The organism is Porphyromonas crevioricanis (assembly GCF_900476255.1).
GTDB classification, from domain to species: domain Bacteria; phylum Bacteroidota; class Bacteroidia; order Bacteroidales; family Porphyromonadaceae; genus Porphyromonas; species Porphyromonas crevioricanis.
On sequence record NZ_LS483447.1, the window covers coordinates 831,871 to 846,463 of the forward strand.

Annotated in this window: 11 protein-coding genes; 7 read left to right on the plus strand and 4 right to left on the minus strand. The window is 47.0% G+C overall.

The genetic code is table 11. The features are described from left to right. Positions 1-240 precede the first annotated feature (240 nt). Together DQN70_RS03760 and DQN70_RS03765 are read left to right on the plus strand one after the other, a co-directional pair. A complete protein-coding gene (locus DQN70_RS03760) occupies positions 241-1,857 on the plus strand; it encodes an ABC-F family ATP-binding cassette domain-containing protein (RefSeq protein WP_023937540.1) in 1,617 nt (538 codons plus the stop codon). A gap of 12 nt (positions 1,858-1,869) precedes the next feature. After that, the gene (locus tag DQN70_RS03765) at positions 1,870-2,775 is read left to right on the plus strand and encodes a hypothetical protein (protein WP_023937541.1); all 906 of its coding nucleotides are present in this window, start codon (positions 1,870-1,872) and stop codon (positions 2,773-2,775) included. A 229-nt stretch (positions 2,776-3,004) separates the two neighbouring features. Here DQN70_RS03765 and DQN70_RS03770 read toward each other — a convergent pair whose 3' ends face one another. Both DQN70_RS03770 and DQN70_RS03775 read right to left on the minus strand, forming a co-directional pair. Then, on the minus strand, positions 3,005-3,274 hold the full coding sequence (locus tag DQN70_RS03770) for a hypothetical protein (protein ID WP_023941320.1): 270 nt from the start codon (positions 3,272-3,274) through the stop codon (positions 3,005-3,007). 274 nt (positions 3,275-3,548) lie between these two features. Then, positions 3,549-5,114 carry a T9SS type A sorting domain-containing protein gene (locus DQN70_RS03775; protein WP_111759329.1) on the minus strand — a complete coding sequence of 522 codons (1,566 nt, stop codon included), beginning with the start codon at positions 5,112-5,114 and terminating at the stop codon, positions 3,549-3,551. A 1,071-nt stretch (positions 5,115-6,185) separates the two neighbouring features. Here DQN70_RS03775 and murC point away from each other — a divergent pair. From murC to DQN70_RS03805, 5 genes are all read left to right on the plus strand, one after another. Further along, a complete protein-coding gene (gene murC / locus DQN70_RS03785; protein ID WP_023939912.1) occupies positions 6,186-7,550 on the plus strand; it encodes a UDP-N-acetylmuramate--L-alanine ligase in 1,365 nt (454 codons plus the stop codon). Between the two features lie 6 nt (positions 7,551-7,556). Further along, positions 7,557-8,348 carry a cell division protein FtsQ/DivIB gene (locus DQN70_RS03790; RefSeq protein WP_036887252.1) on the plus strand — a complete coding sequence of 264 codons (792 nt, stop codon included), beginning with the start codon at positions 7,557-7,559 and terminating at the stop codon, positions 8,346-8,348. Positions 8,349-8,432: 84 nt separating this feature from the next. Beyond that, positions 8,433-9,884 (plus strand): cell division FtsA domain-containing protein, encoded by a 1,452-nt coding sequence (locus DQN70_RS03795; protein WP_023939908.1) that lies wholly within the window; start codon positions 8,433-8,435, stop codon positions 9,882-9,884. Positions 9,885-9,893: 9 nt separating this feature from the next. Beyond that, positions 9,894-11,243 carry a cell division protein FtsZ gene (gene ftsZ / locus DQN70_RS03800; protein ID WP_023939906.1) on the plus strand — a complete coding sequence of 450 codons (1,350 nt, stop codon included), beginning with the start codon at positions 9,894-9,896 and terminating at the stop codon, positions 11,241-11,243. A 49-nt stretch (positions 11,244-11,292) separates the two neighbouring features. Then, on the plus strand, positions 11,293-12,735 hold the full coding sequence (locus tag DQN70_RS03805; protein WP_023939904.1) for a DUF3078 domain-containing protein: 1,443 nt from the start codon (positions 11,293-11,295) through the stop codon (positions 12,733-12,735). Between the two features lie 34 nt (positions 12,736-12,769). On the opposite strand, the gene DQN70_RS03810 is transcribed toward DQN70_RS03805, so the two are convergent. Then, a complete protein-coding gene (locus DQN70_RS03810) occupies positions 12,770-13,963 on the minus strand; it encodes a class I SAM-dependent rRNA methyltransferase (protein WP_023939902.1) in 1,194 nt (397 codons plus the stop codon). Then, positions 13,960-14,565: a 3'-5' exonuclease gene (locus DQN70_RS03815; RefSeq protein ID WP_023936550.1), complete on the minus strand. Its 606-nt coding sequence runs from the start codon at positions 14,563-14,565 to the stop codon at positions 13,960-13,962. The genes DQN70_RS03810 and DQN70_RS03815 overlap by 4 nt, the downstream gene beginning before the upstream one ends. Positions 14,566-14,593: the final 28 nt, after the last annotated feature.

Below are 14,593 nucleotides of genomic sequence, written 5' to 3' on the forward strand. Positions count from 1 at the left end.
CTTGGGGGATGGAAACCGGAGAAGTTTTGCTCTCCTTTTGCAAAGGGTCTTTCCTCTCGAGAAGCTCTTTCGAGCAACTATGCCTCATTTTGTAGTTCATTCCCATGAGGATATAGGAGGCAACAGCCTAAAAGCCGTACCTTTGCAGTCGATTTTAAGAAAAGTACAAACGCAAGTAAATCAAATAAATCCGAGAGTCTGTACCAAGATTTCGGTGTGTAAATAAAGAAAGTAGCAATTATGATTACAGTCGTAGACTTGGCCATGCAGTTTGGCAAACGAGTTCTTTTCCAAGATGTCAATCTGAAGTTTTTACCCGGTAACTGCTATGGTGTCATAGGGGCTAATGGGGCAGGGAAGTCCACGATGCTCAAGATTATTAGCGGAGAGTTGGATCCCACTCGCGGGCAAATATCGCTGGGCCCCGGAGAGCGTCTTTCGGTGCTTAGTCAGGATCACTTTGCCTTTGACGCATATACCGTCCTTGATACAGTTATGATGGGGCATACGATCCTTTGGCAAATCATGGAAGAGAAAAACGCTCTCTATGCCAAGCCCGATTTCAACGATGAAGATGGCAACCGTGTGGCCGAATTGGAGGAGCAGTTTGCCGAAATGGAGGGTTGGAATGCCGAAAGCGATGCTGCGATGTTGCTCAGTGGTCTGGGTATCAAGGAAGATCTGCACTACAAGATGATGAGTGAGCTGAGCGGTAAGCAAAAAGTCCGTGTTTTGCTGGCGCGTGCACTCTATGGTAAGCCCGACAATCTCTTGCTCGACGAGCCTACCAATGACCTCGATTTGGAGACTGTGAGCTGGCTGGAGAACTATCTGGCCAACTGCGAGACCACCGTACTCGTGGTGAGCCACGACCGTCACTTCCTCGACTCGGTATGCACGCATACGGTGGACATCGACTTCGGCAAGGTGCAGCAGTTTGCCGGAAACTATAGCTTCTGGTACGAGTCCAGTCAGTTGGCTCTGCGTCAGCAACAGCAGCAGAACAAGAAAGTAGAGGAGAAGCGCAAGGAATTGGAAGAGTTTATCCGTCGCTTTAGTGCCAACGTAGCCAAGAGTAAGCAGACAACGAGTCGCAAAAAGATGCTCGAGAAGCTCAATATAGATGAGATTTCTCCGTCTTCACGCCGTTATCCGGGTATTTTGTTCAATCCGGAGCGAGAGCCGGGCAACAAGGTTTTGGAGGTGAAAGGTCTCGAAGCAAGGGCCGATGATGGACAGTTGCTTTTCACGGATCTGAATTTCAACGTGGAGCGGAACGATAAGATCGTGTTTGTCAGCCGTGACCCCAGAGCTATGACAGCTCTTTTCCAAATCATCAACGGCAAACAGAAAGCAGAGAAAGGCTCTTATGAATGGGGGCAAACGATCACTTCGGCTTACTTGCCTCTGGACAACTCGGAGTACTTTAATACTGATTTGAATTTGGTGGAATGGCTTAGCCAGTTCGCCGAAGGGATCAACGAAGTCGATCTGAAAGGATTCTTGGGGCGGATGCTTTTTAGTGGAGAAGAAATACAGAAGAAAGCAAGTGTCTTGAGCGGAGGGGAGAAGATGCGTTGTATGATTTCCAAGATGATGCTCAAGAATGCCAACTGCCTGGTGCTGGATACCCCTACCAATCACTTGGACTTGGAGAGTATACAGGCTTTTAACAATACCCTCAAGACATTCAAGGGGAATATCCTCTTTTCCAGCCACGACCACGAGTTTATCCAAACCGTATCCAACAGAATTATCGAGCTTACGCCACGAGGCATTATTGACAAGATGATGGACTACGACGACTATATCACCGATCCTCTGGTGGCCGAACTCAAAGCAAAGTATTACCTATAATCGAATTTACCAATGGAAAATAATCATCCAACTTCTTCCGTGGCAGCCCGCCCGCCCAATAAGCATTGGCTCAAAGCCATAGTCTCTTTTCTGGTTGTTCTGCTCACCATGCCCCTGGGGCATGTGTTGATGATCCTTATGGAGCATCTGATCACCGACAAATCCATGCTGCACTACTCGGCTTTCTTTATGGGAGCAGTAGGTGTTGTCATGGTGATTGCAGGCGTTTTCGCCAAAGGCGATACCAAGCAAACTCTTTGGGGATTTTTTGGTGGATTGCTTTTCTGGACTGGCTGGGTAGAGTTTGTCTTTGTCTACTATGCACACCGCTACGGAGTGATGCCGGAGATTGTCAATGGAGAGATTGTCACCAAACCCGAATACCTGATCATGCCCTCTTCTTTTGGGTTTTGGGTAATGTTTATGCTCCTGTATATTTTCAGTGCTAAGAGTGCTTGTAACTTTTTCAACTGGATACAACGGGCTGTTTTCCGAAATCGAAAGAATATGATCGTAGCCCGGCCGATGACTCGACATACGGCTATCATTACTTTCATGGAGTTGAATATGATGTTATGGTCGAGCTATCTGCTCCTGATGTTCTGCTATGACACTAATTTCTTGGGAGAACGTCACCCTGTGACACTGCTAATAGGCTTGATTTGTCTGGTCGGCTCTGTTTTTATCTTCCGCAAACAGCTTCGGCTGTCTTCCTGGGGAGCCAATATACGCATGGCTATTGCCACTGTAATTGTCTTTTGGACCCCGATAGAGATTATGGGCAGACTCAATCTTTTCAATGAGATATGGACCGATCCTTTGGGACACAAGACGGAAGTGATCGTAATTCTTGTGACTTTCCTTTTGCTGGTCGTTTATCTCTCTTATGCGGCATATAAGGGCAAAAGACATCACTAAAACTTTTTCTCCCCCCCCCCATAAGGTTAGAGGGAGAGACTTCTTGAAAAACAAAGAGGCTGTGTCAAAATCCGATTTTGACACAGCCTCTTTGTTTTGCTACAATAGCCCGAATGTCGAAAGTAATGCGATGAGAGCCATGTTGTGTGACAGTCTCTCAGTGAACATCGAGCCGAATGAACTTATTGCAATGAGCAACTAAAAGCTGCCGAGGGAAAACCTAATCCGACTAAAGTTTTGTAGTCTTTGAGGCCCGTTTCTTGAGGGATGATTTGATAAGCAAAAAGAGAAAATCAATTAAGAACAACCAGCCTGCGAGGATAAGTCCATAAATAAAGTTTATTTCAACGTCATACAAAGAACTCATGATAAACATCCCTACCATAGCCGTTACGAGTGCATATATAAATGCGGCTAATGTGTTCTTGCGCATGCCTTTTTTAAGAAAGAGAACAGATTGTTTCTCCTTCAGTTTGTCTGTTTTTTTATCGGATTTCATTGTTAACTCTTTTTACGCTAAGCATGGATGGTAAGTCTCTCAGCTATTGACAACTCAAAGGTACAATCTTCTTTTCTTTTACTGTGCCGATTATTGACCTCTTTTGTCAGTCTCAATACTATCATGATGACTGCATATCGAAGAGTCCGACAAAAAGTCTGTTCAAACAATCTTGCTACACAACGTTTCTCCGACAAGGGATGAGAAAACAGAGAGGGAGCTACCAAATGGTAACCCCCTCTCTATTTCTATTCTGCTCTGACATCTCTTGTGATTATGGAACGATCAGTTTTCCGCTCCATGATTTTTGCATTTCTCCGGAGATTTGCCAGAAATATACCCCACTTTCGAGCGAAGAGGCGATGGATACTTGTTGCTCATTGTTGTCGAGATCATAGCTCCGCAGTATTTCTCCGGCTGCGTTGTAGAGGGTGATCCTTTGTTTGCTAAAGCCCGCAAGCGATGAGGTTTGTGCATAAAGGGTCGATCCGTTGTGCCAGATGCTGTATGGAGCGACATCTCTATCGGGTGATGCCGGATTGTCAATGCCCGTATTGATAAACTTCTTCTCTCCGTAAGTCCGCCCCTCCTGATCCTCTGCATAGATCAGCAGGTCGGGACCGCCACCGCTAAGGCCGATAGCATACGGCCAGAAGCCTTGGTCCCAGCCGACACCTTCGATCCAGGAAAAAGAGGACTCATATTTAGAATGGGTATACTTGTACACACGTCTGCCCTTACTGTCTTTTCCAGACTCGTTTTGGAAAGGAAGAGATGTTCCACTCAGAGGTAGACCCCCTTTCCGTTGGGATTTTAGAAAAGACCATCCAGCTATCTTTTTGTAGTCGTAGAGAGGCCTTTCTCCGTAACCCGGTTTGCCATCCGTGCTTCTTCCAGAAAAATATTCTATACCCTGCTCTGCATCATAACGGAGGTAGAAAAAGTTTTTGTGTGGAGTGTCGGGGCCATCGAGGGAGAAGTATCTCTCTATTACATGGTATTGTTTACCTTCCTGCTCTATGACTTGCCCAGTGAGGTGATAGATATCTGTCCGAAATTGCGCATTACTGCCACATCCCCCTATCTCGTGTCTTATATACCATAGCCGTCCCTTTGTCAAAGGATGATCCGTAAAGGCTGTCGATTCATCCACGATAGCATCGCGAGGGGCAGCTCCGCTGGGAGCATGGGATATTCCTCCTCCTTGGTAGTAGCGCAGGCCTCCGCCTTGCATTGCAACAAAGATCTCATGCTCAACAGAACCCAGAGCCTCCAGACGGGACATCCCTATATGCTGAGTGACGGTATAAGAGCGTATTGTATCCGTCCCATACACCAGGAGGGAGAGAGGCTGGTACTCTTGAGTGACATACGATTTTCCGGAAATCTCTATTTCCTGCCGTGATAGCACCTTTGTTTTGATGGGTGACGCTTCTTCTGCACTCTTAGAGAAGGCGCATAACTCCAGCTCATCACCACTTGTGGCAGAGAGGTCGTATAGCAAATGCAGGGAGCCGTCTTTCCTTTGCAGGTAGGCCTTAGGTCCCTCGTAGTAGATATAGAAAGGAGGCTCCGTTGCGCTGCCGAATTTAGTGACATGGGTTGCCTGGTACTCCACAACGTTTTTCCCCTGACGCTCACTCTTGCCTATGGTTTTGATCTTTGTGTAGCCATATGTTTGTGGCAGGCTCTCGTCTCCTGTGGATCCGTATTTATAGTCGTAGTACCACTCGCTGTCTATGGGTGGCTCTGCCATAACTGTTTGGGCAGCCATGCGACTACTAACTATTGAGCACAACGCCAATAAGGCGAATACGATTGTTAGTCTGTAATGTTTCATGGTTTATTTATTTTGGATTTATTATTTGTTGTTGAGCCCTTATAAAGCCTCCGGATTTGATAATCAACTCAGCTCCTCGGTCAATTTTTACCTTACCTTTTTGGCTCGTAGCCTCTCGTTTAAGTTAAGCATCAAGAAGGGGCGAGAGAGCCTCTTTGTATTATATTAAGAATTGGGTAACTCTAATCTTCAACAGCGAAGTTATAAAAAAGAATAAGTAAAAACAAATAAAATAGAATTGTATGCCCTAATTGCAAATGTGTTCTTTGAGAGAGGAATACCTAATTGAGACTACCGCATGATATGCTACCCACTTTGTTCTTTTTGACATTTAGTTTGGCTTACATACTTGAGTGTATAACTCAAGCCCCAGCCTCAGAGCCTTGTGGATTCTTTGTTTTTAACAATAATGTGGTATAATTAGGGCGAGAATACCCCTTTATTGGCCTTGTCATGCTTCTCTCTTTTGATGCCGACAATTGCTGTTTGGGTTCGAGATAAAATTTTCTGGGGAGAGAGCGAAAATTCTCTCCTGAGAGAATTTTTGCTAACACAGGAGAAAACAAAATTTCTCTGAGGAGAGAATTTTGACCCTCTCAGAACGCCCTATTCATCGGAGTTTTGATAGAGGTCGAAAAGCCCTCAAAAAGAGCTTTTTCCCCAATCTACCACCACGACCTGCTATTGTGTTTGATAGGACGTATTTGTGCTAATTTGGAAAAATGAGCTTTGTGCCGTTTTGCCATATCGTGAGATCAAGCAGCGATCTCTTTGGGAGGGCTCTTTGATTTTGTCGCTCGAGTCTGCTTAGGTCTGCTATGCAACACTGTTTTTACCTAATCGCAATAGGCTCTGGATACTATTGCATAGCACAGTATTCGCTGTGTTATTTTCGACATTTGGGTTTACTGTGTATTCCCTTTTCTCCCTCTGTCTCAATGCCTTCAAGATTACCATATTCTGCAAAGTCTCCAAAATGCCAAGTTCTAATTGCTACTTTGGAGCTCGTGCAAAGGTCTCCTCTAATTACCAGGGAATAGTCTATCTTTGTATAACGGAAAGTCAAATACAATGAAAAGGGTTTATTTCATCGGGATAGGGGGGATAGGCATGAGTGCCATTGCTCGTTATTTTTCCTTCAAAGGTATGGAGGTGGCAGGCTATGATCTCACTTCTACTCCCTTGACAGACAAGCTCAAAGGGGAGGGTATTGCCGTTCACTTCGAGGATAAACCCGAGCTGATCCCCCCCTCTTTCAGAGATGTGGAGGAGACGCTCGTTGTGTATACGCCGGCAGTGCCACCTTCGCATCAGGAATTGACTTATTTCCGGGAGGGCGGTTACAAAGTGCTCAAACGTGCCGAAGTATTGGGGGAAATTACCCGAATGGGGAAGGCTCTCTGTGTGGCCGGCACCCATGGCAAGACCACGACTTCCACCTTGTTGGCTCACCTGCTGCGCAGCTCGGAGCCGGATTGCAGTGCCTTTTTGGGAGGAATATCCGTTAATTACGGGAGTAATTACCTGCTCTCACCCAAAAGTGATCTTATCGTTGTCGAGGCTGACGAATACGATCGTTCGTTTCATCGATTGAGCCCGTATATGGCTATCGTTACCAGCACCGATCCGGATCATTTGGATATTTATGGTACTCCTGAGAATTACATAGAGAGTTTCAAGCATTTTGTATCGCTCATTGAGTCGGGCGGTGCTCTTGTGATGAAGAAAGGTTTGGACTTGGCTTCTTCTGTCGGCTCCGATGTGCAGGTTTACACGTACTCGGCTCAGGAAGAGGCGGATTATTATGCATCGAACATTCGCTTTCAGGATGGACATCTGCTTTTCGACTGGTATGCCCCCAATGGGTTGGAGCTCCGAAATTTGGATTTGGGAGTACCTCTGCGGATCAATGTTGAGAATGCTGTGGCGGCCTTGGCTGTAGCTTCGCTCAACGGAGCTTCCATGGAAAGACTGAGAGCCGGTATAGCTTCTTTCCGAGGGGCACAAAGACGCTTTGAACGCATCGTAGACAGTTCGCGAGTTGTCTTTATTTCGGATTATGCGCATCATCCAGCCGAGTTGGAAGCCTCTTTGCAGTCTGTAAGGGAATTGTACCGAGGGAAGAGAATTTTGGGTATTTTCCAGCCACACCTCTATTCACGCACTGCCGACTTTTATCGGGAGTTTGCCAAGAGCCTTTCTGCTTTGGACGAAGTTGTCCTTGTCGATATTTATCCGGCACGAGAGGAGCCTTTGCCAGGTGTTAGCTCGCATATGATAGCTGATTTGTTGCCGGGAGAGGTTCCTGTATTGGCTCTCGATGAATTGCTGCCACATGTCCGGCAACGCAATATCCCGGATGTGGTGATTGTCTTAGGGGCCGGAGATATAGATCGGGAAGTACCACATTTGGCCGAATACTTACGCTCTCTGTAAATTCAGATGATGGAAAAGATACTCAAACGCATATTTGCTTTGGCTCTGCTCATCTATATCGGATGGGCAGTGGTGTACTTTTCCTCGAAAGACAACCTGTATCGTAGCGATAGGGATGTTTGTCGGGATCTGAAAATCAAGTTGATCGACGAGGAAGGGGATGTGCGCATGACCGAGCAAGACGTGCTGCGAGAACTCAAACGGCTGAAATGCTATCCGGTGGGGCAGGCTGTGGATTCCATATCGCTACCTGAGATAGAGAGCCGTCTGAAAGGGACGGGGCTGTTCAAGGAAGCGCAGGCATACCTAAGCCCGAGCTTTAGGTTGCATCTGAAACTGGTCTGCAATGAGCCCTATTTCTTTGTTCAACTGTCGGACAATAGGTCTTTTCATGTCACTAAGGAGCGGCAAATTGTGCCTGTATCTATCGACTACTCTTTACCCTTGTTGGTCGTATCGGGTCAGGTGGATAGTTTGGCTGCCGTTACCGGCTTATTCGATTTGGTGAATGAGATCGAACAAAACCAGACATGGAAAAATCTTTTTTCCCAAGTCTATGTCAGGCCGGATGGAGATGTGTGCTTGCTCTCAAGGATTGCAGATATGGAAATAATCCTCGGCAAGACCCCTAATTGGAGAGATAAGCTGGACAAGTTGGAGGTATTTATCAATCAGGTTATCCCCCGCACAGGCTGGGATGCTTATAGCACGATAAACCTTAAGTTTGCCGGACAAATAGTGGCCAAACAACGCCCGGCAGAGTCGCATGTGCAAACGTCGGCCACACCTTCTGTGTAAAAACAGGTATGAGTCAATAGTCCGGGGGGTTGCCTGTGGCTGGTCTTGGTCTATGACATCAATGAAAAGCAACAATATAGCACAATGAATATGCATGATATAATGGCCGTGATAGACCTTGGGTCTGCCTCCTCTGTTGGGATGCTCGGATACAAGGATGCCGACAATGTCGTTCATCCCACAGCTTTCGTAGAGGAGCCGTCATTGGGTAATATCCGGCATGGATATGTCTACAATGTAGACGGTACCGCAGCCCTCATCAAGCGAATTGTAACGGCTTTGGATAAGAATCTGGAGGAGAATTTGACGATCTCACAGGTCTATGTAGGGGTCGGTGCGCAGTCTCTCTCCACTACCGAATATATCGTTTCTCGCTCCTTCCCCGAAGAAATCATCATCTCGGAGGAGTTGATACAGGAGTTTACGGAAGAAGTCGAGCGTGTATACACCGAGGGTCGTGAAACGCTTATGATTACGGCTCCCTTTTTCATCGTTAATGGTATGCAGGCTCTACGGCCACAGGGAATGCCGTGTAGAGAGATTGAGGCTGTCTTTCAGATTGTTTCGGCACGCTCTTCTATCAAGCGCAACGTACAGCTGGCAGTAGAGAAGGCCGGCTTGGGCTTTGCAGGTTTGCTGGTCTCCCCTATTGCTTTGGCTGAGGTTACTCTGTCGGCGGAGGAGCGCATCCTCGGTTGCAGTCAGATAGACTTGGGAGCCGGGTGCACGTCGGTCTGTATTTACAAGAGTGGTACTTTGGCTATGCTTCAGGTTTTACCCATGGGAGGGGCCAACGTTACGATGGACCTCACTTCGCTTCGCTTGGTGGAAGCCGATGCCGAGGCCCTCAAGCTGGATTCTGCCTCGATGAACATAGAGAACGACAAGGAAAAAACCTTGAGCATCAAAGTCCCGGATCGGCAGACCGAACGTGTGATCAAATATTACGACATAGGGAAACTCACTGCTGCCAGAATGAAAGAGATCCTGGCAAACATTGTGAACATCATTAAGATATCGAACTTGCAGAACACGCTGGATGCCGGGATGCAGGTAGGCGGTGGGGGTGCTCAGTTGGACGGCTTCATCGATTACTTGACCAAGGAGTTGCAAGCAGTCAATCCTATACAGCTGCGTCATGATCTCATCAGTTGGGATCTGGACGAAGCATTAAGACCTAAGCTCTACACGGCTATCGGCTTGCTGCGTATGGCCAATATGGCTTGTACCACGAACAAAAGACCTTGGTCTGAATATGTAGACGAAACCCTGCAGAAAAGCGAACGCACAGAGACTGATGAACTCGCTACTGATCCTTGGAGCAGAAAGGGCGAGAATGCCGATGTCATATCATCCGGTATCACTATCGAGCATAACAGCAACGAAAAGAACGAGGAGAAGAAAGGTAGTCTCAAAAAGAAAAAAAGCGAAGAAAAGAAGACAAGCAAGATCGGAGCTATCTTCGGCGATAAGATCAACAGGCTGTTTGATTTTCTTGGAGATGGAGACGAGACAGACAACAACACAAAAAACTAATCCGTAGCAATGCAAGACGAACTTCTCAATTATCAACACGAACAGACCGGCAACCCTATACTGATCAAGGTGATTGGTGTAGGTGGCGGTGGCGGTAATGCGGTAGAGAATATGTTCATGAGCGGCATCAAAGATGTCAGCTTTGTCCTCTGCAATACGGACAAGCAGGTCTTGAACAGTAGTCGTATCCCCAACAAACTGGTACTCGGAGAATCCATCACAAGAGGTTTGGGAGCCGGCAACCGCCCCGAGATAGGGAGGAAAGCAGCAGAGAACAGTGAGCAGGAGATCCGCAAGATGCTCGATGACGGTCAGACTCGTATGGTTTTTGTTACAGCCGGGATGGGAGGAGGAACAGGTACGGGAGCTGCACCCGTAGTAAGCCGGATCGCCCGTGATATGGGCTTGCTCACGGTAGGTATTGTGACGATTCCTTTTATCTTCGAGGGCAAGGTGAAGATTTTGCAAGCTTTGGAAGGAGTAGAAGAGATCCGCAAGAATGTGGATGCTCTGCTGGTGGTGAATAATGAAAGGCTATGTACCATATATCAGGACTACTCCATAGCCAATGCTTTTAAGAAAGCAGATGAGACACTCACCAACGCTGCAAGCGGAATTTCCAACATGATCAATATCAAGGGGCAGATCAATGTGGACTTTGCCGATGTGGAGACTACACTCAAGGATGGAGGAGTTGCGATTATCAGTTCCGGCTATGGAGAAGGAGACAACCGGATGCAGAAGGCCATAGACGATGCCTTGAATTCGCCTTTGCTGAACAACAATGATATTTTCAAGGCACAGAAGGTCCTTATCAATATCTACTACTCCCCGGAGTCGGAGGTTCAGATGGAGGAATTCACTGCTATACACGAATTGACCGCTAAGATCGAAACACGCTATCAGGCCATTTGGGGCTATGCCATAGATGAGTCTCTGGGACAAAAGGTCAAGGTTACGATTTTGGCGTCCGGATTTGACTTCAGCACAACTCGGGCCAGTATCAGTCAGGGGATCCAGGAAAAGCCTGGTTTCCCAACCCTGACGGCAAGTAACAGTCAGGAAATACGCCAGCGCGAGAAAGAATTGATAGACCAGTATTACGGAGCTAAACGCCTGGAGCAGATAACCTTTAAGCCCGTCATATTGAGCTTGGCAGAGTTAGATAACGATGAACTAATCATCGAATTGGATCGAATGCCTACCCTAAGCCGAAACCTCCACAACATAATGGAGATACGTAAGCGATACCAAGCCAAGATAGAGCAGACGCAGAAAGCCGAGGACAATGAGGAGGCAGAAGATTTGCAGCAAAACGAAGAAGCAGCTCCGACTCAGCAGGATACCATCCTTTTTTGATTTGTATTTTTACGAATAATACGTTTCCCTTCTCTTCCGGTCATTTTCGATGAGAATAGTTGCAAATTGGGGCTTTATTACCCGTCGGTTCTCTCTTTGGTTTTGTTGTGCGCTACTCTGTTGTGGTTTCTCTTTGTCGGCCCAGCAAGAAAAGACCGACTCTGTTGTCACGCTTGAAACACTCCATCTCTACTTAGACAGAGAGCCGGCAGAAGCCGAAAGTGCTGCGTTAGAGCTTTTGCGAATGGAGTACAACCCCGACGGACACCCTCTCTTGCGCTACTACTTCTCGGGTGGGGCTATCCCTGCGTCTTTCCACACGGCAGCATCCGTGGTATTTACCAGACTGCTTGTTATCCCTTGGGTGCGGAGCTATCCCAGCTCTCACATAGACCATTTGCCGGTGGAGGCCGGTCTGAATACCCCGAACATAAGGAAGGGAGGTTTGTCTTACTCTCTGCCGGAGGAGATGAGGGCCGAACAGCAAATACGCAAGATTTGGGAGAGACTGTCGTATCGTCGTCCCGAGCTATTCGCTTATAGTCAAGAGGAGTTGAACAAATATCGAATCAATCTCTCCGACATAAAGCCTGAAACGATATATTTGGCCGACTCGATCGCAGCGATGCAGGAGGACAATATACGTTGGTTGGCTGGTCTAAATACCGTCTTGAAGAAGCGAAAGTACTGGAGCCCCAGTTTTGAAAGTACATTGCAGTTTTCGCAAAACTATGTTTCCTCCAACTGGCACAAAGGCGGAGCAAGCAATATCAATCTTTTTTCTCGTGATTTCCTCGCAATAGAATACAAAAGAGGAAAGGTAAAGTGGAATAATGAGTTGGAAGCTAAGCTAAGCGTTTATAATGCACAGGGAGATACATTGCGCAAATATCGTGTTGCCGATGACTTATTGCGTTTGCGCAGCAATTTTGGCTATCAGGCTTATCGTCGTTGGTATTACTCTGCCGACATGGAAACCCGTACCCAGCTTTTTACGGCTCACAAAGAGAATTCCAGAGAGATACAAGCAGCTTTCTTGGCTCCACTTTCTTTGGATTTTGGCTTGGGTATGCAGTATGCACTGGAGAAAAAGAGCCATAAGGTCTATGGTCGGAAATTCAAACTCAAGCTCAATCTTGCTCCTTTTTCCTACAACATGAAATGGAGTCCCCGGAGTGACATCGATTTGCCGAGACATGGCTTTGAGAAAGGAGAGCAATTCTTGCAACGGGTCGGTTCCAGTGTGAAAGCGGAGTTTGCTGTAGACTTTAATCTAAACCTCAGTTGGCAATCCCGACTATACTATATCACTTCGTATCAATCCATTACTGCAGAGTGGGAGAATACTATCAATTTGGCACTTACCAAACACTTCTCCACTCGCCTCTATCTCTATCTCAGATACGACGACTCGGCTCCTATTGCAAATGTTTTGGGGCGTTATTTACAGACAAACGAACTGACCAGCTTTGGCTTCAATTATCGCTTCTAACGGAGCATGAGACGGCCGTGTTGGCTCTGTCCTATCAGTCTACGTACAGGGCCAAGCCTTTGAGGTATTCGCCTTCGGGGTGATAAATGTTGATCGGGTGGTCGGAAGGCTGTGTCATTTGGTGCAGGATGCGCACTTCTCGCTTGGCTGCGGCTGCTGCGGAGAAAACGGCTTGCCTAAATTCTTCTCTACTGACAGCCTGCGAGCAGCTAAAAGTAAACACAACTCCTCCTGAAGCAATTTTCTCGAATGCTATTGTATTGAGACGACGATAGCCTTTCAGTGCGTTGTGCAGTACTTTACGGTGTTTGGCAAAAGCCGGAGGATCCAAGACGATGAGATCATAGGCCCCCTTCTCTATTTGCTCCAAATAGCGGAATGCATCTTCAGCCACAGCTTGATGTCTGGTAGAGTTTGCAAAGTTGAGAGCTACGTTTCGCACAGCCAGATCTATCGCTTTGGATGAGCTATCGACAGAAACGACTTTTTCGGCATTCCCCGCCAATGCAAAGAGAGAAAACCCACCTGTGTAGCAAAACATATTCAGAACCCTGCGCCCATCGGCATAAGCCTTGAGCAAAGCTCTATTGTCTCTTTGATCGAGGAAAAAGCCTGTTTTTTGCCCACGTTTCCAGTCGGGGTAGAACTGTAGACCGTTTTCCCTGGCTACATTCACATTAGAGTTATTGCCGAAGATAAAGCCGTCTTCTACCTCCACATCAGCCATATGGGGTAGAGTGTTGGCACTCTTGTAGTACACAGCCTGCACAGCTCCACCTGTTATTTCGGGAAGCAATTCTGCAATGAGGCCGGCAACATTGTGCATCCCCAGGGTATGTGCTTGCATTACAGCTGTATCGCCATACACATCTATAATCAAACCAGGCAAATTGTCTCCCTCTCCATGTACCAAACGGTAGGAGTTGTTTTCGTTGGAGATAAGCCCGAGGCTTTCCCTCAACTTATAGGCTGCAGAGAGTCTTTTGAGCCAGAAGTCACGATTTATGGTTTCTCCTGTATCGAAAGAGAGCATTCTCACAGCTATGGTAGAGGGGGCAAAATGTCCTATTCCAAGAGGATCTCCGTTAGCGGAATAAACGGCTACAAGATCTCCCTCGTCGATCTCTCTGTCTATTCCGGCAATGGCTCCGGAGAAAATCCACGGATGAAAACGTTTGAGGCTCTCCTCTTTGTGGGCCTTTAGAGTAAGTTTTGCTATATCGTTCATAGAAGTGCAAATTGAGTAGGGGAGGGGACTGGTAGCGACATCAAGTACTCGTATATCTTCAAGCAAGCCCAGGCATCCAAAGCGGCATATCGTTGCTGTGCCGGGCTGAGGGTTGGAGCTTCCCAGTTGCTTAGCTGCTGTGCCTTGCTGATCGCTTTGCCAAAAATGATTGCATAGATTTTTCGTAGACCGCTCTCTTTGATCCCATAGGCAGGGCAAAGGCGTTGGAGCTCTACAAAGCCTTCAGCCTGGAACTCCATTCGTCTGCGTAAGGAAATATAGTCGTCGTGTATACTCAATCCTACCTTGAGTATCTCGGGATTCTCCAGCAATGATTTGATCTCCTCGGTCATATCTGTCTTGTTGAGTCTGATCAAGAAGCAGTCGGTAGGTGTGGAGAGTTGCAATAGAGAGACCAAAGTGCGGCATCCTTTGGTGAAGCAGGGTTTTGTTTCCGTATCGAAGCCGAGCACTCGCTGACGAGAGAGGTACCCGATTGTATCCGGCAAGGCTTCCGGAGTGTCTATCACGTGTATCTGCCCGGGAAAGCTTTCTTGCTCGAAGGTCGATACTATTTCTTTGTCTATGGTAGCCGATAGCATTGAGTGTATAGTTAGGTTTTTGTGTAGA

Bases quoted from the DNA above. Each gene is read 5' to 3' on its own strand.
- DQN70_RS03760 (WP_023937540.1), top strand. From the start codon at position 241: ATGATTACAGTCGTAGACTTGGCCATGCAGTTTGGCAAACGAGTTCTT.
- DQN70_RS03765 (WP_023937541.1), top strand. From the start codon at position 1,870: ATGGAAAATAATCATCCAACTTCTTCCGTGGCAGCCCGCCCGCCCAAT.
- DQN70_RS03770 (WP_023941320.1), bottom strand. From the start codon at position 3,274: ATGAAATCCGATAAAAAAACAGACAAACTGAAGGAGAAACAATCTGTT.
- DQN70_RS03775 (WP_111759329.1), bottom strand. From the start codon at position 5,114: ATGAAACATTACAGACTAACAATCGTATTCGCCTTATTGGCGTTGTGC.
- murC (WP_023939912.1), top strand. From the start codon at position 6,186: ATGAAAAGGGTTTATTTCATCGGGATAGGGGGGATAGGCATGAGTGCC.
- DQN70_RS03790 (WP_036887252.1), top strand. From the start codon at position 7,557: ATGATGGAAAAGATACTCAAACGCATATTTGCTTTGGCTCTGCTCATC.
- DQN70_RS03795 (WP_023939908.1), top strand. From the start codon at position 8,433: ATGAATATGCATGATATAATGGCCGTGATAGACCTTGGGTCTGCCTCC.
- ftsZ (WP_023939906.1), top strand. From the start codon at position 9,894: ATGCAAGACGAACTTCTCAATTATCAACACGAACAGACCGGCAACCCT.
- DQN70_RS03805 (WP_023939904.1), top strand. From the start codon at position 11,293: ATGAGAATAGTTGCAAATTGGGGCTTTATTACCCGTCGGTTCTCTCTT.
- DQN70_RS03810 (WP_023939902.1), bottom strand. From the start codon at position 13,963: ATGAACGATATAGCAAAACTTACTCTAAAGGCCCACAAAGAGGAGAGC.
- DQN70_RS03815 (WP_023936550.1), bottom strand. From the start codon at position 14,565: ATGCTATCGGCTACCATAGACAAAGAAATAGTATCGACCTTCGAGCAA.